This window comes from Nocardia sp. PLKS1-43, assembly GCF_059510335.1.
Genome location: NZ_JCAJZQ010000004.1, coordinates 628,265 through 651,595, shown reverse-complemented (window position 1 = coordinate 651,595; position 23,331 = coordinate 628,265). Strand labels below are relative to the sequence as shown.

Annotated in this window: 23 protein-coding genes; 6 read left to right on the top strand and 17 right to left on the bottom strand. The window is 67.4% G+C overall.

Annotated elements, in window-relative coordinates:
• Positions 1 to 20 precede the first annotated feature (20 nt).
• The 3 genes from AC5WS7_RS18685 to AC5WS7_RS18675 all read right to left on the bottom strand — a co-directional run bounded on the left by AC5WS7_RS18685 (position 21) and on the right by AC5WS7_RS18675 (position 2,450).
• Positions 21 to 758 carry a hypothetical protein gene (locus tag AC5WS7_RS18685; protein WP_495955763.1) on the bottom strand — a complete coding sequence of 246 codons (738 nt, stop codon included), beginning with the start codon at positions 756 to 758 and terminating at the stop codon, positions 21 to 23.
• Between the two features lie 48 nt (positions 759 to 806).
• Positions 807 to 1,316, bottom strand: a complete 510-nt coding sequence (locus AC5WS7_RS18680; protein ID WP_495955762.1) for a hypothetical protein — start codon at positions 1,314 to 1,316, stop codon at positions 807 to 809.
• A gap of 147 nt (positions 1,317 to 1,463) precedes the next feature.
• Positions 1,464 to 2,450 carry a LysR family transcriptional regulator gene (locus tag AC5WS7_RS18675; RefSeq protein WP_495955761.1) on the bottom strand — a complete coding sequence of 329 codons (987 nt, stop codon included), beginning with the start codon at positions 2,448 to 2,450 and terminating at the stop codon, positions 1,464 to 1,466.
• Positions 2,451 to 2,700: 250 nt separating this feature from the next.
• Between AC5WS7_RS18675 and AC5WS7_RS18670 the strand changes: the two genes are divergently transcribed.
• Together AC5WS7_RS18670 and AC5WS7_RS18665 are read left to right on the top strand one after the other, a co-directional pair.
• Positions 2,701 to 3,771, top strand: coding sequence for a phosphotransferase family protein (locus tag AC5WS7_RS18670; protein ID WP_495955760.1), 1,071 nt, complete (start codon positions 2,701 to 2,703; stop codon positions 3,769 to 3,771).
• Entirely contained in the window at positions 3,768 to 4,805 is a 1,038-nt protein-coding gene (locus tag AC5WS7_RS18665; RefSeq protein ID WP_495955759.1) for a phosphotransferase, read from the top strand. Before AC5WS7_RS18670 ends, AC5WS7_RS18665 begins: the two co-directional genes overlap by 4 nt.
• 86 nt (positions 4,806 to 4,891) lie before the next feature.
• Here AC5WS7_RS18665 and AC5WS7_RS18660 read toward each other — a convergent pair whose 3' ends face one another.
• The 13 genes from AC5WS7_RS18660 to AC5WS7_RS18600 all read right to left on the bottom strand — a co-directional run bounded on the left by AC5WS7_RS18660 (position 4,892) and on the right by AC5WS7_RS18600 (position 18,570).
• Positions 4,892 to 6,502, bottom strand: a complete 1,611-nt coding sequence (locus tag AC5WS7_RS18660; RefSeq protein WP_495955758.1) for an MFS transporter — start codon at positions 6,500 to 6,502, stop codon at positions 4,892 to 4,894.
• A 48-nt stretch (positions 6,503 to 6,550) separates the two neighbouring features.
• Positions 6,551 to 8,098 carry an AMP-binding protein gene (locus AC5WS7_RS18655; RefSeq protein WP_495955757.1) on the bottom strand — a complete coding sequence of 516 codons (1,548 nt, stop codon included), beginning with the start codon at positions 8,096 to 8,098 and terminating at the stop codon, positions 6,551 to 6,553.
• A 176-nt stretch (positions 8,099 to 8,274) separates the two neighbouring features.
• Complete coding sequence (locus AC5WS7_RS18650; RefSeq protein ID WP_495955756.1) at positions 8,275 to 8,850, bottom strand: hypothetical protein; 576 nt, start codon at positions 8,848 to 8,850, stop codon at positions 8,275 to 8,277.
• Between the two features lie 73 nt (positions 8,851 to 8,923).
• Complete coding sequence (locus AC5WS7_RS18645) at positions 8,924 to 10,414, bottom strand: aldehyde dehydrogenase family protein (RefSeq protein ID WP_495955755.1); 1,491 nt, start codon at positions 10,412 to 10,414, stop codon at positions 8,924 to 8,926.
• 27 nt (positions 10,415 to 10,441) lie between these two features.
• Positions 10,442 to 11,203, bottom strand: a complete 762-nt coding sequence (locus AC5WS7_RS18640; RefSeq protein ID WP_495955754.1) for an SDR family NAD(P)-dependent oxidoreductase — start codon at positions 11,201 to 11,203, stop codon at positions 10,442 to 10,444.
• A gap of 67 nt (positions 11,204 to 11,270) precedes the next feature.
• Positions 11,271 to 12,107, bottom strand: a complete 837-nt coding sequence (locus AC5WS7_RS18635; protein WP_495955753.1) for a TauD/TfdA dioxygenase family protein — start codon at positions 12,105 to 12,107, stop codon at positions 11,271 to 11,273.
• A gap of 8 nt (positions 12,108 to 12,115) precedes the next feature.
• Positions 12,116 to 12,451, bottom strand: a complete 336-nt coding sequence (locus tag AC5WS7_RS18630; protein ID WP_495955752.1) for a hypothetical protein — start codon at positions 12,449 to 12,451, stop codon at positions 12,116 to 12,118.
• A gap of 13 nt (positions 12,452 to 12,464) precedes the next feature.
• Entirely contained in the window at positions 12,465 to 13,754 is a 1,290-nt protein-coding gene (locus AC5WS7_RS18625; RefSeq protein WP_495955751.1) for an aromatic ring-hydroxylating oxygenase subunit alpha, read from the bottom strand.
• A gap of 15 nt (positions 13,755 to 13,769) precedes the next feature.
• Positions 13,770 to 14,960: a CaiB/BaiF CoA transferase family protein gene (locus tag AC5WS7_RS18620; RefSeq protein WP_495955750.1), complete on the bottom strand. Its 1,191-nt coding sequence runs from the start codon at positions 14,958 to 14,960 to the stop codon at positions 13,770 to 13,772.
• A 30-nt stretch (positions 14,961 to 14,990) separates the two neighbouring features.
• A complete protein-coding gene (locus tag AC5WS7_RS18615) occupies positions 14,991 to 15,872 on the bottom strand; it encodes an enoyl-CoA hydratase/isomerase family protein (RefSeq protein WP_495955749.1) in 882 nt (293 codons plus the stop codon).
• A gap of 25 nt (positions 15,873 to 15,897) precedes the next feature.
• Complete coding sequence (locus tag AC5WS7_RS18610; protein WP_495955748.1) at positions 15,898 to 16,860, bottom strand: TIGR03621 family F420-dependent LLM class oxidoreductase; 963 nt, start codon at positions 16,858 to 16,860, stop codon at positions 15,898 to 15,900.
• A 10-nt stretch (positions 16,861 to 16,870) separates the two neighbouring features.
• Positions 16,871 to 17,629 (bottom strand): SDR family NAD(P)-dependent oxidoreductase, encoded by a 759-nt coding sequence (locus tag AC5WS7_RS18605; RefSeq protein ID WP_495955747.1) that lies wholly within the window; start codon positions 17,627 to 17,629, stop codon positions 16,871 to 16,873.
• On the bottom strand, positions 17,626 to 18,570 hold the full coding sequence (locus tag AC5WS7_RS18600; protein ID WP_495955746.1) for an HpcH/HpaI aldolase/citrate lyase family protein: 945 nt from the start codon (positions 18,568 to 18,570) through the stop codon (positions 17,626 to 17,628). The genes AC5WS7_RS18605 and AC5WS7_RS18600 overlap by 4 nt, the downstream gene beginning before the upstream one ends.
• A gap of 727 nt (positions 18,571 to 19,297) precedes the next feature.
• Here AC5WS7_RS18600 and AC5WS7_RS18595 point away from each other — a divergent pair.
• Positions 19,298 to 19,924: a TetR/AcrR family transcriptional regulator gene (locus tag AC5WS7_RS18595; RefSeq protein ID WP_495955745.1), complete on the top strand. Its 627-nt coding sequence runs from the start codon at positions 19,298 to 19,300 to the stop codon at positions 19,922 to 19,924.
• Positions 19,925 to 19,977: 53 nt separating this feature from the next.
• On the opposite strand, the gene AC5WS7_RS18590 is transcribed toward AC5WS7_RS18595, so the two are convergent.
• Positions 19,978 to 20,628, bottom strand: a complete 651-nt coding sequence (locus AC5WS7_RS18590) for a TetR/AcrR family transcriptional regulator (protein ID WP_495955744.1) — start codon at positions 20,626 to 20,628, stop codon at positions 19,978 to 19,980.
• Between the two features lie 206 nt (positions 20,629 to 20,834).
• Here AC5WS7_RS18590 and AC5WS7_RS18585 point away from each other — a divergent pair, with 206 nt between their 5' ends.
• Genes AC5WS7_RS18585 through AC5WS7_RS18575 form a run of 3 tightly spaced genes read left to right on the top strand, consistent with a single transcriptional unit; the run spans position 20,835 to position 22,990 of the window.
• Positions 20,835 to 21,218 (top strand): carboxymuconolactone decarboxylase family protein, encoded by a 384-nt coding sequence (locus tag AC5WS7_RS18585; protein ID WP_495955743.1) that lies wholly within the window; start codon positions 20,835 to 20,837, stop codon positions 21,216 to 21,218.
• Between the two features lie 3 nt (positions 21,219 to 21,221).
• Positions 21,222 to 22,124, top strand: coding sequence for an NAD(P)-dependent oxidoreductase (locus AC5WS7_RS18580; protein WP_495955742.1), 903 nt, complete (start codon positions 21,222 to 21,224; stop codon positions 22,122 to 22,124).
• On the top strand, positions 22,124 to 22,990 hold the full coding sequence (locus tag AC5WS7_RS18575) for an SDR family NAD(P)-dependent oxidoreductase (RefSeq protein WP_495955741.1): 867 nt from the start codon (positions 22,124 to 22,126) through the stop codon (positions 22,988 to 22,990). Before AC5WS7_RS18580 ends, AC5WS7_RS18575 begins: the two co-directional genes overlap by 1 nt.
• The last annotated feature ends 341 nt before the right edge of the window (positions 22,991 to 23,331 follow it).

The following is a 23,331-nucleotide window of genomic DNA, read 5'->3' as shown; positions in this document are numbered from 1 at the left end:
GCTCGGCATTCGGGCTCGTATCAGCCCCTGGCCCCACCCGCGGGCGGCGCGGCGTGCGGGGCATGATGCTGGGCCTGCAACGCGTTGAACGTCTGCGCTCCCGCCGCGATGCCGACCGGAATCGCCAGCGCGACCCCGCCGACCAACGCCCCCACACCGCCGACCGCGACCGCACCCACGAGGCAGGTGGCGGCGAACGCCGGAACGGTCATGGTGCCCGCCGTCGCCAGCGCCATCAGCGTTCCGCCGGTGGCGACGCCGAACGGGCAGCCGATGGCCGCACCGATGATCGAACCGGCGAGCGAGCCCACGCCCATCGCCATACCCATATGCGGATTGGCCGCTTCCACAGCCTGATTCAGGTCCGACATCACGTCATCGGGCGGTTGCTGCGCCGGTGCGGCTACCTGGACCGGAGCCGGTGCGGCCGGCTGGGCGGGAACCGGGCGCGCGACGGTCGACTGCGCCGACGGACCGGCCGCCGGGATCGCCGCCCCGGCCACGGTGTGACCCGCGGTGTCCTGGATGCCGAACTGCCCGCCCTGAACGGCAACCGTGCCGAAGGGGGTGCGCAGGACGGCCAGACCGGTAGCCGGATCATCGCTGTAGCGGACGCCCGGCGCGACGTCGGTGGCGACGGTGGGCGTTTTCGCCGAGTCCGCGGGTACGGCGGTATCGGCGTTCGCGACACCTGCCGCCGCGACCACTGCCATCGCGGTCAATGCGGTTACCGCCACGCCGCTATTCTTGAATGTCATCTTTTACTCACAATGTGGATAGTTCGAAAATCGGATGGAGAATCGGATTCACCGCGCGTTATTCTGCACCGGAACGGGTGCGGCGATGAGCCCCTTGGAATGCAGCGATTGATATTGCTGATTCAATGCGTTCATCGTCGCGGGCGAGCCGGAGACGACACTGCCGACCGTCCCGCCGACGAATCCCAGAGCGGCCGCGCCGATGAGACATCCGCCGACGATTCCGACCGGGGTGAGCGGAGCGACGGGAATGAACAGCGTTCCTCCGGTGACCGCGCCGACTGGGCATCCGACCAGTATTCCTGCCGTCGTGCCGACGACGCGTCCCACGGTGGAGTCGTTCGAGAAGGTGCCCGCGATGCCGTCGAACGCCTTCAGATATTCGGCCCCCGGATCGACCGGAGCGGGCTGCGGCGCATTGTCGGCAGGAGCCGCGGGATTGGATTGCGGCGCGGATTGCGCCGGATTCACCGCATCGGCATTAGCCGCGCCCGCGGAGATCACCGTAGCCGCTGATATCATGGCGACCATCGCGGTGGCTCTGGAAATGTGATACATCGTCGCAGGTCCTCGTCGTGCGTGCGAATAAATGCTTGGGGAAATGAGATTCTCCTACTCGGAGAATAATGATCGATGAGAGCCGCGTTTGGAAAATAGAAAATCGCTATGCACCCATGCGGGATCGGCATGCCCGCGCGCAGGTGATCACGCCGTGCGATCGACGCGCGATCGACGCGGCGGCATCGGCTCGATCGCCTCCGGATCGCCGCACCATCGCGCCGACAGCCACCCGCCCTCGCGCACGGCCGCGCGCATCGAACGAGCGACCTCCTGAGCCACCAGGTCCACGGCGGCGGGCATGCGTCCGGCGCGCGGCATGCCCAGCACGATCGATCGCCGAATCTCGGGCTGCCGCAAGGGCGCAGCGCTCAACCGGCCCGCGGCCACGTCGGCCACGATCCCGGCCGCGGGCAGAATCGTCCAGCCGTGCCCGGCGATGACGAGCGACTTCTGCAGATGCATCGAATTCGTCTGCACCCCGATCTCGAACACCACATCGGCCTCGGCCGCCGCCGCATCGATCAACACCCGCAGCGCGTGTCCGGACGACGGCATGACCACCGGATGCGCCGCCAACTCGGCCAGCGCCACCGGCCGGTCCGCGCACAGACCCGCATCCACCGTGGCCACGGCCCATAGTCGCTCGCTGACCAGCGGGGCCACATTCAGCGACGGCGAGTCGCACAGGTTGTACAGCAGGCTCAGATCCAGGTCGCCGTCGTCCATCCACTGTTGCAGATGCCCGGAATAGGCTGTGACGATACGCAATTCGATACCGGGATAGTCGCGCCGCACCGTCGAGGTCAGCCGGCCGGCGATCAGATCGACCGCGCTCTCCAGCAGGCCGACGGTCACCACCCCGCCCACCACACCCGGCGGCGGCGTGATCTCCGCCCGTGCCCGGCCCAGCTCACGCAGCGCCCGCCCGGCCCGCTCGACCATCACCGCACCCGCATTCGTCAGTCGCATCCCGGTGTGACTGCGTTCGAACAACTCCACGCCCAATTCGTGCTCCAGCGTGCGGATCTGGCGCGTCACGGCGGGCTGGGCCAGGTGCAGCAGTTCGGCCGCGCGCGTGACGCTGCCCACCTCGGCCACGGTGACCAGCGCTTTGAGCTGTTTGAGATCCATGCGCTGCTCCTGACCAGGCGTTACCGAAACCGAGGACCACGAGAATCCCATTCTTTCTATACCCCATCAGACGTGGCCATGGGTAACCGCTGACCTCACCTTCGCTCTGGAGTTTTGCTTCCTTTAAAAGAGAGTCATGTTCTACTGTGGATGAGAATCCGATTCTATGGTTGCTCGATGAGGTGACCTGTGGTCGTTCCGTCCGGCCGCCTTCGGCGGTCATCGCCCGAGAGGTTGATGGTGTCGCGCAATGGAGCATGCACCCGTATTTTCCAAAGGCCGTGATCTCGACGCCGCCATGAGCGCCCTGCACCCGTGGCTGACCGCCCGGCTCGGCGCATCGCGGGTCGAGATCGAACCGCCCGGCTATCCCAGGGGAGCGGGCGCTTCCAACGAGACGCTGCTGATCCGAGCCCGTGCCGACGGCCGGGTCGAGGATTACGCTCTGCGGATCTCGCCCGGCCCGGAACATCAGATGTATTACGAACCCCGGTTCCGGCTGCAGTACGACATCCTGCGCGCCCTGTTCGGCCGATCCGATGTCCGGGTGCCCGAACCACTCTGGTTCGAATCCGACCCCACGGTCCTGGGCAGGCCGTTCTACGTGATGCGGCGGATGCGCGGCCGGGTGCCGGTGAGTATGCCGGTGTACAACTCCTCGGGCTGGCTGTTCGACGCCACTCCCGCGCAGCGCCGGACGCTGTGGGAGAACTCGATGCGGCAGCTGGCCGCGATCCATCGCGTGCCGGTCACCCAGGTGGCGTTCGTGGACCGGCCCGAGCACGGCCCGGCCGGAAACGAGCAACAGCTGTCCTACTGGCATGCGTACGCGGACTGGGCATTCGGGGACAAGACTCCGGACGTCGCGCTGGCGCTGCTGGAATGGCTGCAGGCCCACCGGCCGTCCAGCTCCGTCCCCGGGCTGTCCTGGGGCGATGCCCGGATCGGGAATATCATGTACGACAACGACTTCCAGGTGGTCGGGGTGATGGACTGGGAACAGGTCTCGCTGGCCGGACCGGTGGCGGACCTGGCCTGGTGGTTGCTGTTCGACGAATCGCTGTCGGCCGGGCAGGGCGTGCCGCGGCTGGACGGTCTGGGCACTCGCGCGGAGACGATCGCGCTGTGGCGTGAATCCACCGGCCGCACACCGGACGATCTGCACTGGCACGAGGTGTTCGCCCGGGTGAAGGTCGGCCTGCTGAGTCTGCACAGCCGCCGGTCCCTGCCGCCGATGGCGGCCACCGGCACCCGGCATTTCTCGTATCTGCACCATGCCTGCGATCTGGCCGGCATCGTTGTGCCCGAGGGGGTTCGGTGACCGCGCCCGGCGGCCCGGCGCCCCGAGAGGAGACGGTGGTGCTCTCGCCGGAATGGCTCACCGCGGCATTGCGCGCCGAGCACGCCGATATCGTCGTGACCGCCACCGAGACGGTCGAGCGGCTGGAAACCGTTGCCACCAAAGTGCGTTTCCGGGTCGAGTACGCCCAGGCGACCGGAGCACCCGCCGCACTGTGCGCGAAGGGCTACTTCAACCCGGCCGTCCGGCGCGCCGCGCGCGCCGAGGCCGACTTCTATCGTGTTGCCGCCCGGCATCTTCCGGTGCGCACGCCGCCGTGTGTGTACGCCGCGGTGGACGAGCGCGGCGGTCACGCACTCGTGCTGATGCACGACCTCGTCGCCGCCGGAGCGCGCTTCCTGGACCCGCGCGTCGGGTACGGGGCCGAGCAGGCAACGGCCACACTCGATCAGCTCGCCGCCCTGCACGCGGCCACCTGGAACGGCAAACTCCCGTTGCCGACCGGTATCTTCCCGCCCCGCCCGGTATCGCTCGCCGGGCACCTGACCGCCGAACAACTGCAATCACAGCTCGAAGACGGTCGCGCACAAGCGATCTCGACGAAGGTACACAGCGCCGACCGGCTCATCGCGGCGATGCACGCGATCGGCGCACTCGCGCGGGATTCGGCGATCTGCCTGGTACACGGCGATCTGCACACCGGCAATATCTACCAGCTCCCGGACGGCAGTCCGGGCCTGATCGACTGGCAGGTGGTTCAGCACGGCGTCTGGGCCCTGGACGTCGCCTATCATCTGGCGACCGTGCTGCACCCGGACGACCTGGCCCGGCACGAACGCGAGCTGGTCGATCACTACCTCGGCCGGCTGGACCGGCACGGCGTCACCCCGCCCGATCGCGACCGAGCCTGGTGGCTGTACCGCGCATCGCTGCCTTACGGCCTGTTCATGTGGGCGATCACGCGCGCGGTCGAACGCCCGGTCATCGAACATCTCACCGACCGGCTGGCCCGCGCGGTCGAACGCCACCGCAGTCTGGATCTGCTCGGAGTCTGAACGCAGCGCGGCGTTCGAATACCAACGGGCGCTGCGCCATTCGCAGCCGGAGGAGCTGCCGTCGCCAGGACGGCAGCTCCATCGCGCTATCCGCCGGTCGCGGGCTTGCGGCCGTGCCGCATCAACACCGCGATCACCAGGGCGACGGCGGTCGTGCCGACCATCACCCAGAAACTGCCGGTATAACCGCGATCGGCGAACACCTGCGGAATCACCTGGCTCGTCGTGTGGCCCGCGATATCGATACGCGCGACGACCGGGTTGTTGTTCAGCAGCGCAGTGGTCACCGCCATGGCCGCCCCGGTGCCCAGACTCGTTGTCACACCGAGCATTCCGCTGCTGATCCCCTGCTGCTCCGGCGGCACCGCCTCGACGATGAGGGAGGGCAGCGCGGCGTACAGGAAGCCGAAGGCGATGCCGGACACGATGTACAGCACCAGGTAGGTGAGCAGACTGTAGTGCGAGACGGCGAATCCGACGGCGGACACGGTCAGCAGTGCGAAGGCGATGATCGCCGGTATCCGCCCGCCGATCCGGCGGATCAGCGCACCGGCGAACGGGCCGACGATCATGCCCAGAACCCCGGCCCACATACCGATGTGCAGCGCGTACTGGACCATGCCGTAGCCGTTGCCGTAGCTGTAACCGGGATCCAGGAATACGCGAATCATGTCACGCGGTATCGGATGGCCCGCGGCCTGCGCGCGCGCCGCGGCGCCCCCGGCGATCTGCCCGCGCAGCGTGTCGCTGTCCGGCGTCTGGGTCATGTACCCGAGCGCCAGCGGTTGCACGGCGGTGACGCCCATGCCGATGACCGTCATCAACAACACCACGCTGACCTTCGGATTCAGCAGCAGCCGCATATCCATGATCGGCCGCGACACCCGGCGCTCGACGAACACGAAGGACACCAGCAGGATCAGGCCGACGACCAGCCACAGCAGACTCGTCACTCGCGTCCACCCCCAGTTCTGCCCGTTGTCCAGATACAACAGGGTCAGCAGGGCTCCCGCGGACAGCAGCACAGCGCCGAACGGGTCGATCCGATCACGCAGCCGCACAGTGGATTCCGGCACCAGCCAGATCAGCAGCGGGGTCAGCACCACGGTGAACACGGCCAGGAACCAGAACATCGACCGCCAGTCGAAATGGTCGACCAGCACACCGCCGATCAGCGGCGCGGCCACGCCGGAGAACCCGACGCCGGTTCCGATGAAGCCGAGCCCGATCGGAACGTACTTGCGCGGCAACAGGTCCCGGACCAGCCCGTAGGAGATGAACTGGGTGGCGATGGCGAATGCGGACAGTCCGCGCCCGATCAGGAAGACGGTCCAGTCGCTCGTCGTCGCGCAGATCACGCACCCGGCCAGGAACAGCACACCGCAGACGAGCAGCATCCGCTTCTTACCCCAGATGTCGCTCGCCTTGCCGAGAACCGGTGTGGCCGAGGCGCCTACGAGTCCGAGGATGATCACGGCCCAGTTGATGTTGCCGCCGACCGTGGGAAAGGTCGTGGTCATCTTCTGCAGCGCGGCGGCGACCATGGTGTATTGCAGCGGAGCGATTTCGGTGTAGAGCACGATCACCACGAGTATCGCGGCGATGCGCAATTTCGAGGCGTCGTCGAGTCTGGTGGCGCTGTGGGTGATCGGTGCGCCGGTGTCGTCCGGCACGGGACCGGCCTGGGTTGTGGACATGGGTGTCTCCCGGAAGGAATGAAACGAACGGCGAAGGGACGCCGGGAATTACGCGGAACGCAGGTTCCGGCGCAGCACGAATTTCTGGACCTTGCCGCTCGCGGTACGCGGGAAATCGGTCACGATGTGGATCTCCTCGGGCCATTTCTGTTTGGCCAGACCGGCGTGTGCGAAATGCGCGCGCAAATCCTCGAGGGTGGGGGCCGCAACATCGGCCGCGAGCCGCAGCACCGCCGCCACGTGCTCGCCCAGCCGGGTATCCAGCGCGGCCACCGCCGCCGCCTCGACCACCCCCGGCACGGTGATCAGGATGTCTTCCACCTCGAGTGCGCTGATGTTCTCACCGCCGCGAATGATCAGATCGGTGGTCCGGTCGGTGATCGTGAGGTATCCGTCGGCATCGAGTGTGGCGATATCACCGGTGTGATACCAGCCCTCGGCATCGAACCGCGCGGCCGTGAGCGCGTCGTCGGTGTATCCGAGGCACAGATCCGGTCCGCGACTGAGGATTTCGCCGTCCACGCTCAACCGGACCTCCACACCGGGCGCGGCACAGCCGTCGGTGTAGATCCGCTTTTCCGGGGAATCGGTGTACTCCGACACCGTCATCGACGGATGTTCGGTACTCCCGTAGGACCGGGTGACCTTGATACCCAGCGCCGTGAGCCGCTCCACCACCGCGACCGGGACGGGCGCACCGCCCAGCCCCGCGTACTTGATCAGGGCCAGATGCTCCGGGGTAAACTTCGGATGGTCGACCAGGCTCGTCATGTAGTACGGCACACCGCCGCCGACGGCGATGCCGTAGGTCGTCATCAGCTCCAGAACCTGTTCCGGATTCCAGGTGTCGACCATATCGATCGTGCTGCCCTCCAGGACGGGCACCAGGAACGCGCAGAGCATGCCGATGAAATGGCCGACCGGAGCGGTGATGAGCTGCGGGGTCAGATCGGCGGGACGCCGCGCGGTCATCTGGCGAGTCTCGAACAGCAGGGTCCGGTGACTGTGGATCACGCCCTTCGGCGCGCTCGTGGTTCCGGAGGTGAAGGCGATCAGTACCGGCGCGGCCGGATCCACCGTCGCCCGCCCCGCCCACGGCTCGTCCGCGAGCAGGGCCTCGAAGGCCGTCGCGCGATCCCGGCCGCCCACCACGCCGACGATCGGCACTCCGGCGTACACCGCGGGATCGTAAGTGCGCGAACCGAATCGGTCGGCGGTGAGGAATGCGCGCGGCCGGACCGAGCCGAGAATGTGGTCCACCTCCCTGGGCCCGTAGATGTGCACGATGGGCACCACCACCGCACCGAGCACCGCGGCCGCCCAGAACGCGGCCGCCGCCTCCATCCAGTTCGGCAGCTGGAAGGCGACCGTATCCCCGGCGCCAACGCCGCGGGCGCGCAGCCCGCCGGCCAACCTCCGGGCCAGCAACTCGACGTCGCGAAAGGTGCCCGACCACGGCCGGACGGCGGAATGGACTCGGAACTCGGTATCCGGTGCGGCGGCCAACCCGCGAGCGAGCAGATCCGCGATCGTATCGGAGGTCCACCGCCCCTCGCGTTCGTACCGTTCGACCAGATCCGGGGGGACAACACGCATATTCGAGCTCCAATGCCCTGCACGACGGCCGGCGGCTCGCTCCGCCGCTCCATCGAGGTGATACGAGGTGCGGCGCCGGGAATCCGATCCGGCGAAGCCCGGCTGAAAGAACCTGGCTCTAGTCGAGAGTAGAACGTCCTTCTCATTCTCGAGAGCAAATTGGCGGTAATGGAGAACTAGCGGTCGGATTCGAGGTATCCGCGGCGACGCAGCCTCCGCGTGATGTCGATGACCACGGCATCGGCCACCGAACCGCCCAACGGGCCACGGCGATGAAACGTCTCCACGCCCGGCACAGCCGCGGCCGGCGCCCCGGCCAACATCAACGCACTGGCCTTGAACGCCCGCGCGGCCACGGACAACCGATGCTCCACATTGCGAACACCCTCCTCGCACCGCCCCCAGAACATGATCGCCTCGGCGTGCGCCTCGAGATTCGCCGTCACCCCCGCACGCACCCGCGCATCGGACTCGAAAACCGTTGCCGCGACCACGAGTTCATGCGGCCAGATCTGCACCGCGTCCGGCGGCGAACCCAGTGAATCCTCCAGATTCACCACGACCGCACCCAGAATCCGCAACGGCGCCGGATCGCCCAGATCCGGCACCACGACGGTGACCTCCCAGCCCGCCATCACCCGATCGAACACCCAGCCCCCCACCGAATGCACCGCATCCAGCACACTCGGGGCGATGATCGCCACCCGGTACCGCAACCGATGCCTGCACGCATGAGCCCGCGCATCGGCCACCGTGCGAATCGCACACACACCACGATCGAGGGTATCGAGGGATCGAACGACCATAGGAATCCGCACCCCGGCCTCAGCCGAGTATCGAGGCCAGGGTCTTGCGTTCGAGGAATTCCTCCAGACCGGCGACGCCCATTTCGCGGCCGATGCCGGACTGCTTGTAACCGCCGAAGGGCGCGTCGGGGAAGAAGTAGTTGCCGCCGTTGATGCTGAACGTGCCGGTGCGGACCCTGCGGGCCACCGCGAGGGCGCGCTCGTGGTCCGCGCTGAACACCGCCCCGGACAGGCCGTAGGCGGAGTTGTTCGCGATGCGGACCGCGTCGTCGTCCCCGTCGTGCGCGATCACCGCCAGCACCGGGCCGAACACCTCCTCCTGGGCGATCTCGCTGTCCGGATCGACACCCGCGAGCAGGGTGGGCCGGTAGAAGTATCCGGGCCCGGCCTTCTCACCGCCGGTCACGAGTTTCGCGCCCGCGGCCACGGCACGCTGCACCATGCCGTCGACCTTGTCGCGCTGCGCCTCGCTGATCAACGGGCCCATGTAGGTCTTGCGATCGTGCGGGTCGCCGAAGCGCACCCGGGCCATATTGGCCGCGACGAGATCGACGACCGCGTCGTGATCCGCCCGTGGCACCAGCAGGCGTGTGGTGAGCGCGCAGGCCTGCCCGGCATTGAGCGTCGCGGCGAATGCCGCGTACTGCGCGACGCCCTGGTAGTCGGCGTCGTCCAGCGCGATCGCGGCCGACTTGCCGCCCAGCTCGAGGAATACCCGTTTCAGGCCGGTACCGGCCGCGGACATGATCGACCGGCCCACCGAGGTCGACCCGGTGAAGGTGATCAGGTCCACGTCGGGATGGATGGTCAACGCCTCGCCGACCGAAACCTCCTGCGAAGAAAGGATATTCACCACGCCGGGCGGGATGTCGGTGTATTTCTCGATGATCTCGCCCAGGGCGAGGGTGATCAGCGGGGTGGCCGGCGCCGCCTTGAGCACCACCGTGCACCCGGCCGCCAGGGCGGGCGCCAGTTTCGCCAGCGCCAGCTGATTCGGGTAGTTGTAGGCGACGATCGCCGACACCACGCCCGCGGCCTCCTTCTCCACCCACCGCCGGTGCTGTTGGCCGAGATATTCGACCGGACCCAGGTCCTCGGTGAAGGAGTACGTCTTCAGCAGATCGGCGTAGTACCGCACGATCTCGAGCGGGCCCTCCAATTGCGCTGCGCGAGTGAGGGACAGCGTCGCACCGACCTCGTCGATGGTGAGTTCGCGCAGTTCCTCGACGTGGTCGGTCAACGCCCGGTGCAGTTGTTCCAGGCACCGGATGCGCAGCGCGACGTCCGTTGCCCAGACTCCGTTGTCGAATGCCTCGCGCGCCGCGGCGATCGCGAGGTGGGCGTCGTTCACCGTCGCGTCGGGGGCGTATCCCACCACGGCCTCGGTGGCCGGGTTGTACGACGGATAGGTCCGCGCCGTGTCGACGAGCCGGCCGCCGATCAACAGTCGCCGGTCGGCCTTCGATTCGTTTCCGCTCGTGGCGGATGCCGCTGATTGCTCAGTGGTCATGATGATCGTCTCCAAAGATTGTGGTACTCAGGTATTTCGGCCGCCATTGACGCCCAGCACCTGCCCGGTGATGTATCCGGCGTCCTCCGAGACCAGGAATGCGCAGGCAGCGGCGATGTCCTCCGGCCTGCCCGCGCGGCGCACGGGCGTGAGTTCGGCGTGGTGATCCACCGTGCCGCCCAGTAGCCCGTGGCTCTCCGAATCGCGCAGCATGGGAGTGTCCACGAAGCCGGGCGGAATGGTGTTCACCGTGATTCCGGACGGACCCAGTTCCAGCGCGAGGGATTTGGTGAACCCGATGACACCGGCCTTGGCCGCCACGTAATGGCTCATGAACTGCTGGCCGGAATGGGCGCTGGAGGAGGAGATGTTGATGATCCGCCCCCAGCCGGCGGCCAGCATGTCCGGCACGGCCGCCTGGCAGCAGTAGAACGTGCCGTCCAGATTGACCGCCAGGGTCCGCCGCCAGACCTCGTCGGTGATGTGCAGGAACTTCTTGAACCCGGTCAGTCCCGCATTGTTCACCAGGACCAGGACCGGCCCGAGTTCCGCGCGCACCCGCTCGAACGCGGCGTCGACCTGATTGCGCGCGGAGATGTCGACCTCGCCGAACGCCGTCGCCGAATGTCCCGCCGCACGGATCTCCTCGGCGACCGTCTTCGCGGCGGTACCGTTCAGATCCAGGATCGCCACCTGAAACCCGTTCGCCGCCAATCGCTGTGAGATGGCCCGGCCGATTCCCGAACCACCGCCGGTCACCACCGCGACCCGCCCGGTCTGCGCACTCATGCCGCAACCTCGCAGACATTCCGCTCGGGCACGAGCCTCGACCCGACCACATCGGCTGTCCGCGCACTCACGCGACCGCCTCCTCGCCCGCCAGTGAGGCACGGTGCATCAGACGAGTCGACTCGGGCCCGTAGGGAAGTGCGCGATGCAGCATCCCGGTGTTGTCCCAGACGACCAGATCGCCGACCTGCCAGGTGTGCCGGACCACGTACTGCGACCGAGTCGACCATTCCAGTAAGCGGTCCAACAGTTCTCGCCCCTCGGCCGGCGAGCGGCCCACGACCCTCTCGGCGGTGGACCCCAGCAGCATGGATCTGCGGCCGTTGCGATGGGTCCACACCAGCGGATGTTCCCGCGACGGGTTGCGATCCCACGCCGCACGCTCCTGTTCGGACGGGTTCGGCTCGACCAGCAATTGCGACGCGGCGAAACTGTGCACCACCCGCAGGCCGTCGAGCGCGCGCTTCTCGGGCTCGGGCAAACCCTCGTACGCGGCATAGGTATTCGCGAATTCGGTATCGCCGTCGCCGTCGCCGGAGATCTCCCGCGCGGTCAGCAACGTCGCCCGGCTCGGCACCGCGTCGGTCGAACCGTCGATGTGCCAGTGGAACGTCCCCTCCCGGTACGCGGCGAGCTTGCTCTTCGACGCGTCGCGCGTGATCTTCTGTATCTCACGGTATTTCGGATGACTCCCCATCGGCAGCGGCACCACCTCACCGAGCAGCCGCGCGAACGCGACCAGCTCGTCGTCGGTGGCGTGTGCTGCCCGGAACACCACGACGCCACGGCTGTCCAGGGCGTCGAGGGTTTGCGCGGCGATCTTCTCCTCGAGCAGATCGCCGCCCCGCACGCCGGTGAACTCCACGCCGGTCGCCGGCGTGAGCTCGGAAACGGTGTATCCCATACCCGGCCTCACACCGCGGGTTCGGAAACGGTGTCGAAGAACGAGGCGCCGGAATCGGGGATACGCGGCTGCTTGAACACGTTCACCGGGTAGGAGACCATCACCAGCGAATACATCAGCCGCAGCAGCCGGGTTTCGGCCTCGGGCAGCTCGTTCAGATCGAACGTGTTCAAGTGGTCGATGGCTTCCTCGGCGCGCGGGGCGATGGCGTCGTAGAACGCGTCGAGTTCTTCGATGGTGCTCGCGAGCCGGGTGTCGTAGCGTTCCTGGCGAGTGGCCTTGGCCCAGGTCTCGACCCAGGGCTCGAGTTCACTGAATGCTGCGGGGAGAACCGCGTTCGTCATCGGATGCTCCTGGTTATTTCTCGTCGAGGGTCTGGTGGGCGGTCACCGTGTCCCGGATGACCTTGTGGAAATTGCGGATCATCAGTTCCTGATCCGACAGGTGGAATTGCCGGTTGGCGCCGGTCGCCAGGGCCGAATGCGTGGCCTCGACGGTGTTCGAGTCCTGCATCGCGAATTCGATGGTGGTCTGCGCGGTCATCTCCTGCGCCAGCCGTTCGGCGGCATTGCGCGGCGGCGTGAAGTAGATGTCGAGCTCGTAGGTGTGCGAGTCGACCGCCTCGGGCCAGTACTGGTAGGTGATGTAGAAATTGCGGGCCCAGATCTGCACCGAGAAATTCGGTAACAACCAGTAGGCGTCGTTACCCCAGGACTTGATCCGGCCGGGGTTGAGCACGTCCGGCAGCGGCCCGAGGTCGGCGATGTCGTCGGGGCCGAACAGACCGGCCCGCAACAGCTTGTAGATCCAGCGCTGATCCCGCTTGGCCGGACCCAGCTCACCGGGCGCGCGCGGCGGCAGCGGCGGCGGGCCGGGCACCGAGTTCAGCATGTGCGAGGTGAACAGGTCGTAGTAGTACGCATCCGGCGGCGGCACCAGTTTCTCCGCCTTCGACACGTCCGGATTGATGAACCGGCCGTGCACGTACGGCGGGTGGTACCACTCCAGGATCGTGTCGATCGACAACTTCCAGTTGCCCTTGACCCGGGTCTTGTAGGCGTACCGCTCGGTCAGTTGCTCGAACGGATAGCTCTCCACCTCGGTGAACTTCGGCCCGAGGAAGGTGCGCAGCGGCTGGGCGTGCGGATCGAAGTTCACGAAGATGAACCCGGCCCAGGTGTCGCAGTGCAGCTCCGGCATGCCCAGGGCGCCCTTGTCCAGGTCGAAGAACTGGTCCTCGTTGGTGACGTGCGCGACCTTGCCGTCCAGGCCGTACCGCCAGCCGTGGTACTTGCAGGTGAACACGCGGCACGAGCCCGCGGACTCCTGCGCCGGATGCTCCTGCCACACCACCTTGTTACCGCGGTGCGCGCAGACGTTGTGCAGCGCCTTGACGGTGCCGTCGGCCTGCCGCACGATCACGATCGAGCCGAGCCCGGCCAGCTCCCGGGTGAAGTAGCTACCGGTGCGTGGAAGTTGTTCCATCCGGCCGACTTTCAGCCACGCCCGCTCGAACACCGCCTTGCGTTCGGCCCGGAAGAACTCCTCGGACACCGCGTCGTCGTAATCGACCGGGCCGGTGCCCAGTTCCGGATACTCGGGCGTGAACTTGCCCCGCCCCGTGCTGAGTTTCTCCTGAATTGCCATGACATACAACCTTTCTCAGATGACGCCCGCGTCGCGCAGATGGGTGATCTCCGCCGCGTCGCGGTGTAACAGCTCGGCCAGCACCGCATCGGTGTCGGCCCCGAGAGCCCGCCCCAGCCAGCGGATCTCGCCGGGGGTCTCGGACAGTTTCGGCAGCACGCCCGGCACTGCCAGCGGCCCGATCCGGGATTCGGCGCCGACGATGGTCCCGCGATGGGCGAACTGCGGGTCGGCGAAGATGTCCGCGATCGAATTCAACGGCCCCGCGGGCACTTCGGCGGCCCGGCAGCGGGCCAGCACCTCGTCCCGGGACAGCTCCGCCACCCACGCGCCGACCAGCGCGTTGACCTCGTCCCGGGCAGCGAGCCGGGATGCCTTGGGCCCGAACCGGTCCGGGTCCGCCAGCGCTGGTTCGCCCATGGCCCGGGCCAGCCGGGCGAACATCTCGTCGTTGGAGCAGGCGATCGCGATCCAGCGGTCGTCGGCGGTTCGATAATGGCTGTGCGGCACCACGTTCACGGTGTCCGCGCCCATCCGCTCGCGTACGAAGCCGAACTGCTGATATGCGGGCGCGATCTCGTCGAGCACCCGGAAGATCGGCTCGTACAGTGCCATATCGATGCACTGGCCACGCCCGGTGCTCTCCCGGGCGCGCAGCGCCAGCAGCACGCCGACCACGGCGTACAGACCGCTGAGGTAGTCGCCCAGCGAGGTGGATCCGGGCGTCACCGGTGGTCCGTCCGGCTCGCCCGCCAGCAGTGACAATCCCGCGTAGGCGTGCGCCACCCGGGCGAAGCCGGGCTGGTCGGCCAGCGGGCCGGTCTGCCCGTAGGCCGACATCCGCAGCAGGATCGCGCGCGGGTTGATCGCCCGGATCTCCGTGAAGCTCAGTCCCCAGCGCTCCAGCACGCCGGGTCGGAAGTTCTCGATCACCACATCCGCCTGAGCGACCAACTCCGCCAACAACTCTCGGCCGCGCGGATCGGCGAGGTTCAGCGTCACCGAGCGTTTGTTGCGGGCTTCGGACAGCCACACCAAGGTGTCGCCGCAGTCGGTTTCGGTGCCGAAGCGGCGCAGATGGTCACCGCTGCCGGGACGTTCGATCTTGACGACATCGGCACCGAACTCGCCGAGCACGGTCGCGCAGAACGGGCCGGCGATGTAGGTGCCCAGGTCCAGGACCCGCACTCCGTCGAGCGCATGCATATGAGAATCCCTCCGGCACTGTGACTTTCGTCAGTCCTGCGGTCCCGGTTCGGCCCCGCCGCTCCACGGCTTGTCGTCCCAGGCCCGGTCCAGCGGCTCCATCCGGCCCCCGGCCGGGAAGAAGCCGCGCTGGGCGTAGGTCTCGAACCCGATGCCCTGGCCCATCTGGTCCAGGAACGCGCGCTTGAGTTCGTGGGTGAACAGCTGGCGGGTGTAGCGCAACGTCAGCGGCGGGCGTTTCACCAGTTCGCGGGCGAGTTCCCAAGCCCGGTCCAGCAATTGGTCCTTCGGATGCACCTCGGCGACCGCGCCCCACTCCAGCGCCTCGCGCGCCGCGAGCTTCTTGCCCGTCAGCAGCAGATAGCGGCCGCGATTGTGGCCGACCAGGAAGTTCCAGATCACGTGCTGCCCGTCGCCCGGGACCTGCCCGCGCGGAAAGTGCGAAACGTCCTGGAACCAGGCGTCTTCCGAGGCGAGCACGATATCGCCCATCAGCGGGACCTCGGAGTGGATGTTGCACGGGCCGTTCACCGCGCTGATCATCGGCACGTCCACGTTCAGCACGTTGAACATGAGATTGCGGTTGTACCAGGCCTTCTCGTCCAGTTTCCACAGCCCGCGATCACCGGGCATGGCCTGGTAGATCGGCGGATCGATGGGCGAGCCGTCGGGCATGAATCCCCAGTCGGCGTTGTAGTTCTCGCCGGTGCCGGTGTGAATGAGCACCTTGATCTCGCGATCGCCCGCGACATCGGCGAAGGCGTCGGCCATATCGTCGTGGGCCTTCCAGTCCCACACCAGCGAGCCGCCGTCGGTGTGGCACTGCATCAGCAGGATGCCGTCCTCGCTGAGTTCGAAACGGTAGTTCCGGTACCGATCCTTGTATTCGCTGTAGCGCGAGCGCTTGACCATGTCGATCCTTCCGAAGTTTCTCTCGCTAGCTCCCCGCCAGCGCCGCGACGACGGGCGCGAACGCCTCGTATTCGCTCTGCTGCACGGTGATGTAGTTCGCGCCGAAGACCTCTCGTCGTTCGAGCAGCAGCTCGACGATCCGGTCGACCGTGCCGACCAGGACGTTCGGGTGATCGCCGAGTCCGCCCGCGGGGATGCCCAACCTCCCGGCGATCCGCTCCAGCGCCGCTGCCGGGTCATCGGTGACCGCGGTGAAGAAGGGGGAACTCTCGATGTCCAGGCTCGCGAACCGGTCCCCCGCGCCCGCCCGCACGAATCCCAAGCGCCGCACCGCTTCCTGCCGAGGCGTGCGGCCCGCGGCGTCGACCGGGTCGAACGGGACATTGTTGATGCTGACGATGTCGGCCTCGCGCCCGGCCAGGGACAGCACCCGCTTGCGGCCGCCGCCGATCATGATCGGCGGATGCGGTTTCTGCACGGGCAGCGGCAATCCCGCGTAATCGTGCGCGGTGACGTACTCGCCGGCGAGGTCCAGCGGTTCACCCGCGCAGTGCGCCTTGAACAGCGCGACGACCTCCTCGAGTTTCGAGATCCGTTGCGGGCCGGGCGCGAACGGCACGCCCATGGCCCGGTACTCGTACTCGCTCCAGCCGCCGCCGATGCCGAACTCCAGCCGGCCGCCGGACAACAGGTCCAGCGTGGTCGCCTCCTTCATGAGCACGCCCGGGACGTGATAGTCCGCGCAGAACACCCGGCACCCGACCCGCAGCGAACTGGTCACCGCGGCCGCGACGGACATCGCCGCGATCGGAGCCAGATGCTGCGGAGGCCATCTGGCGGCCTTGGCGGCTGGGCCCTTGCCCAGGTAGTGATCGGCCAGGAACAGGGTGGAGTAGCCCGAATCCTCGATGTGTCCTGCGGTTTCGCGCCATTCGGCCGCCGTGGTCGCACGGGTGGCCTGCACCGCGAAGCGGAAAGGTCTGGTCATTGTCCGGTGCTCACCTCGCCACGTATCCACCGTCGACCGGTATGGCCGTTCCGGTGATGAAGGAGGACTCGTCGCTGGCGAGAAACAGTGCGGCCGCGGCCAATTCGGTGGGCTTTCCCCAGCGCTTCATCGGCTGCGGTGGCACGACATCGGTCGGCGGCTCGCTGTCCAAGGGGGCCTTCGCCAATCCGGTCCAGGTCATGCCCGGACAGATCGCGTTCACCCGGATGTTCCGCTCCGCGTAGTCCAGTGCGGCGGATTTGGTGAGCTGCACGACCCCGCCCTTCGCGGCGGAGTAGGCCGCGATGCCCTTCCATCCGACCAGTGCCGACGCGGACGCGGTGTTGATCACCGACCCCCCGCCCGAGGCCAGCATTTCCGGAATCGCGTACTTCATGCCGAGGAACGCGCCCTTGAGATTGACCGCGACGACGGTGTCGAACGACTCCTCGTCCAGATCGGCGATCGGCCCCCGGGTGCCGCTCATCCCGGCATTGCTGAACAGGACGTCCAAGCGGCCGAACGAGTTCACCGCGGCGGCGATCATCCGTTGCACCTCAACCGATTTCGCGACATCGACCTGGACCGCGACCGCGGCGTCGCCGATATCGGCGGCGGTCTTGTCCTGCCCGCCACTGATATCCGCGCAGACCACCTTCGCCCCCTCGCGGGCGAACAGCAGCGCACTGGCCCGGCCGATGCCAGACCCCGCCCCGGTGACCACCGCGACCTTTCCGGCCAGGCGTCCGTCATATTTCGAATCGCTCATCGAGTAGCACCACTTCCGATTCCCGCGAGTGCGGCCTTGGCCAGGACGTTCTCCGCGAGACGGAGATGTCCGGCGTCCACGAGCTGACCGGACTGCCCGATCGCTCCCACGCCACTGCGCTGCGCCGCGCGGTAACCGTCGACAAGCGTTCGGGCGTGATCGATTTCATCGGCGGTCGGAGTGAACACCTCGTTGGCGATCGGCACCTGGCTCGGGTGGATCGCCCATTTGCCGTCGAATCCCAGCATCGCGGCATGCCCGGCGTCGGCACGGTAACCGTCGGCATCGGCGTAGTCGGGATACGGCGAGTCGATCACATCGATACCGGCCGCGCGGCCCGCCGCGAGCACCTGCACCCGCGCGGCATGCCAGAAATCGCCCGGATACGCGCCCGGCTCGGGACGGAAATTGCCGCCCACCCGAGCGTGCAGCGAGGCGGACAGATCGCCGACGCCGAAGATGATCGCCTCCAAGCGCGGGCTGGCGGTGGCGATCTCGGCGGCGTTGAGCAACCCCTCCGCCTCCTCGATCAGCACCTCCAGCCCGATGCGGTGCGACAGACCCAGCTTGGTCTCCAACTGGGTGAGCAGCACATCCACCCACCACACGTCACGGGCGGACCGTGCCTTCGGAACGATCACCACATCCAGGCGATCGCGAGCACCGGTGACGACCTCGATCAGGTCGTCATGACACCACGGCGTATCCAGCCCGTTGATGCGGACCGCGCGTGCGGTCCGGCCCCAGTCCAGTTCGGTGAACGCGCGCACCGCGATCGACCGCGCGGCCGCCTTTGCCGACGGGGCGCAGGCATCCTCGAGATCGAGGAACACCAGATCCGCACCGGACCGCGCCGCGGCGGCGCACATGGACTCGTTGCTCGCCGGAGTCGCCAGCTCCGACCGCCGCGATCGGGCGACTCCCGGTGTCGCGCCGGTCATTTCGCGACTCCTGCGGCCGTGGCCGACAGCCCCGCGACAAGCCGCCCCCGAAGCGCCGGCGCCCGATGAGCGCCGGATATCCCGATCGCTAACCGGTCGATCAATATTTGCATCCCAACACAACTTTCGGTGCATTCGAAGAGGATCATCGAATCGACCTCCGCGAACTGAAATATCGGTTACTCCAGCAGTTTTGGAGTAGACGCGAGGACCGTCCCGCCGGGCGCCGAGAGAGCTGCGCGTCCGGTCGTCCGGGTTCCACTTGTTCGACAACTGTTTAACACCTATCGTCGAACCATGTCAACGCCCGTCCGCCATCGTCGCGTCACCAAAGTTCGCCTAGCTGCGCTCATGCCGGTTCATCCGACGCGGGCCAGCCCGTACGACACCTCGTTACTAAACGATCGATTAGCAACCACGCGTACCGAACATCCGCCGGTCGGGCTCCGGCCGGACGCCGCGGGCACCCGCGGCGTCCCGGGCATGTACTGCGGCCGTGCGCCCTCGCCTCGATCCCGGCCGGCCGCGCCGCGTCCCGCGCGCACGGCCTCCACCGGGACATCCGCTGAACAGCTATTGATAGGTTCGATCACGTGAGCGAGCCTGCGAGCGAATCATCGGCCCTGCGCGTGGCGCGCACGATGCGGTCGAGCACTGCAGAGAGGGGCGCCGTGAGCGCACTCGACACGGGCAGGGCGGCGACCGGCGAACGTTGTGAGGAGGCCCGGTGAGCGCACCGCGCAAGCGTCGCCGCGGCGACGACACCGACACCCGCGATCAACTGATCGAGGCCACCGCCGAACTCATGCTCGAGGAGGGCTACGCGGGAGCCACCACCCGGCGCGTCGCGGCGAAGGTCGGGGTTAATCCCGCGCTCGTGTACTACTACTTCCCCTCCCTGGACGACCTGTTCCTGGCCGTCTTCCGCAAGGGCGCCGAGGCCAATCTGGAACGCCAGCGCAAGGCGCTGGCCTCGGAGAATCCGATGCGCGCCCTCTGGGAGACGGCCACCGACGCCCGCGGCACCGCGCTGCTGATGGAGTTCATGGCACTGGCCAACCACCGCAAGGAGATTCGCGCCGAGATCGCCGCCTACGCCGAGCGTTATCGGGAAAGCCAGCTCACCGCGCTGACCATCATCCTGCGCAGCCGCGGCTTCGACGTCGAGGAGCTGCCGCCCGCGATGATGTCGGTGGTGATCAGCAGCCTCGGCGCCACCCTGGTCAACGAATCGAGCCTGGGCATCACCCTGGGGCATCGCGAATTGGCCGAGTTCGCCGAGGATTTCGTGCGACTGTTCGAAGGCAAGCCCTGGTCCCGCACGATCGTCCCGCACCCGCCGGATGCGGACTGACGCGGCCCTCGTCGCGCGGGCCGGGCACACGACGACGCCGGACCGCCGGTGACTCAGCGCCGTCCCGTGCGTTGCGGCACCGCTCCGCGCATGAACAGCGAAACCGCCTGCCGCAGATGATGTTCGGAGTCCTTCTCGGTCCGGAAGAAACCGAAGTCCGCCAGACGGCCCGGCACGAGTTCCACCATCGCCAGAAAGTGCTCGGCGGCGATCTGGATATCGTCCACCCGCACGTGTCCGCGCTCCTGGTGACGTCGGAGCAATCGCACCACCGCGCGCTGACGCCCGGACCACATCATCGAATGCATGGCCACGTCGAATTCGGAGAAGCGAGCCGCCTCGTTCATCGCGATCCGCATCAAACCCACGTGTTCCGGATCCACCGCACGGGCCAGCGCCACCCGGCCGATCCGCAGCAGTGCGGTTTCGAGATCCTCCTCCTCGTCGTCGCCGGGCATCTCGTCGCGGTCGCTGTCGGCGTAGCGCGACAACGCCCACGGGATGACGTCGATGAAGATCGCGCGCTTGTCCGCGTACCGGGCGTAGACCGAACGTTTGGTGGTGCCGGCCGCACGGGCGATGGCGTCGACGGTCGCGCCCGGGTAACCGAACTCGAGAAAAGTCGCGACAGCCGCCTTGCGGATCGCGAGGTCGAGCGTTGCCGTCTGTGCCCGCGTAGGGCGTCCGCGCCGAGTTGCCACCATCGAACAATTATACCGGGATGGATATTTTTCGCCCCGCATCGGCAGGCTCAGGCATGCCGTGCGAATCCGTCTTCCTCGTGATTCCAACGGCCACAGTATCTTTCGTACTGCCAGGCGGATTTCGCAGTCGTTGACAAAATATACCGCTGAGTGTACTTCTTGATGGGCGGACTCCTGCCCGCACCTGGAAAACGAACGGAGCGGGGATGGATCGGCAGACCTACGACAGGGGCCGGGAGATCAGGACCGCGGTCCTGGGCGAGGCCTACGTGCAAGCGGCGGAGGCCAAGGCCGACGACTTCTCCGCACCCTTCCAAGAACTCGTCACCGAGTACTGCTGGGGCGCGGTATGGGGCCGAGAGGGACTCGAGCCGAAAACTCGCAGCATGCTCAATCTCGCGATGATCGCGACGCTCAATCGCCCGCACGAATTGCGAACCCACGTCAAGGGCGCGCTGACCAACGGCGTGACCCGCGAGGAGATCCGGGAGATCTTCATGCAGGTGGCGATCTACGCCGGTGTTCCGGCGGCGGTGGACAGCTTCCGGATCGCCCGCGAGGCGTTCGCCGAGTACGACCAGGAGGGGTGAGCCATGGAGATCGGTTTCGTCGGACTGGGCAATATGGGCTTCCCGATGGCCCGCCGACTCGCCGCCGCGGGCCACGACCTCGTCGTTTACGACACCCGCGAAACAGTGACCGACGCGGCGGTGGCCTTCGGCGCGACCGCCGCGTCCTCGCCGCGCGAGGTCGCCGACCGCGCGCGCACGGTGCTGGCGAGCCTGCCGTCACTGCAGGCATCCGCGCAAGTCGCTCTGGGCGACGACGGGGTGATCGAAGGTTCCCGGATCGAGCGATTCGTCGATCTGTCCACAGTCGGAAGTCAAGTGGCGCAACGCAATCAGGAGGGCCTGGCCGCACGCGGCATCGCCGCGCTCGACGCCCCGGTCAGCGGTGGCGTCAAGGGCGCGAACGAGGGGACGCTCGCCATCATGGTGTCCGGCCCGCGTGACGAGTTCGATTCCGTCGCAACGGTTCTGGAGGTCATCGGCAGGCCGATCTTCGTCAGCGAGAAACCCGGTGCGGCGCAGACCATGAAGCTGGTCAACAATCTCATGGCGGCCACCACCCTCGCCGCGACCGCCGAGGTCATGGTGATGGGAGTCAAAGCCGGCCTGGATCCGCAGGTCATGCTCGACGTGCTCAACGCCGGGTCGGGTGCGACCCACGCCAGCCGCGACAAGTTCCCCAGGTCCGTGCTCCCGCGCACCTTCGATTTCGGCTTCGCCACCGGCCTGATGGTCAAGGACGTCCGGCTGTATCTGCAAGAGGCCGAGGCCATCGGCTCGCCGACGGAACTCGCCGACGCCGCGGCGCGCCTGTGGGAAACCACGCTCGAGCGGGAGGGGCCCGAATCCGATTTCACCTCGGTGGTGAAGCCGCTCGAGGACGCGGTCGGCGTCCGGGTGGGCAACGAGGCACAGGAACCGGCGTGATGCCCGAGGGCAGCCGCCGCGTCGCGGTCGTCACGGGAGCCAGTTCCGGAATCGGCAAATCCACCGCGCGCCGGCTCACCGCACTCGGCTGGACCGTCATCGGAGTCGGTCGCGATCCGGCACGATGCGACGCGGCCACGGCCGAGATCTCGGCGACCGGCGAATTCACCATGCTGCGTGGAGATTTCACCCGCATGGCAGACGTCACTCGGGTGGCGGAGGAAATCCGTTCCCGCACACCACGACTCGATATCCTGATCAACAATGCCGGTGGCGTGCGGGATCGCCGGATCGTCACCGCGGACGGCACCGAGGCGACCTTCGCGGCCAACCATCTCGCCCCATTTCTGCTGACCCGGGAACTGCTGCCGCTGCTCACCCCGACCGCGGCAAGCAGTCCCGCGGGCGCGGTGCGCGTCCTCGGCGTTTCGTCGAACGCCCACCGGATCGTCGACAGTCTCGCCTGGGACGATCTGCAGAGCCTCGGCCGCTTCCACGCGGCCCTGGCCTACGGCCGCGCGAAGCTGGCGAACATCCTGTTCACCCGCGAACTCGCCCGCCGCACCGGCCCGGACGGAATCATCGCGCAGACAATGCATCCCGGCGTGGTCGCGAGCAATTTCGCAACCCACGGCGACGCCACGATGCAAGCCCACATGGCGGCGGCCGATACGGTATCGCCCGAAGAACCGGCCGAGACGCTGGCCTGGCTCGCCACCGAGCCCGAAGGCGGCCGCGATGGCGGAAGATACTTCCACCGCCACGCCGAAGAGACACCGAGCGACACGGCCCGAGACAACATCGCCGCCGCCCGGCTCTGGTACGAAACCGAGAACCTGCTCGACACACTCGGCTACGGAGCCTGAATCCCGGCAACAGCATCCGCCCGAACCCAGCGACGCCATCCCGCCCGAACCCAGGCCGAACAGGCGGGTGAAGGCGTGAATCTCGACCGCCGCCATCGGTACTCGCCGAGGCATCGACACCGCACTGTCGGAGCGAATGGTCCTCGACCACGGCTTCGCACAACCCTTGCAGCTGCTGCTCGGCTCGATTACCGCCAAACCCGTTGTCCCCGTGTTCAACGCCATCTCGCCCGAACCCAGCAACACCACCCCACCCGAACCCAGCGACACCACCCCGCCCGAACCCAGCGACGCCATCCCGGCCGAGCCCGGCGAGGGCATCTGGGCGATCGGGGCGAGTC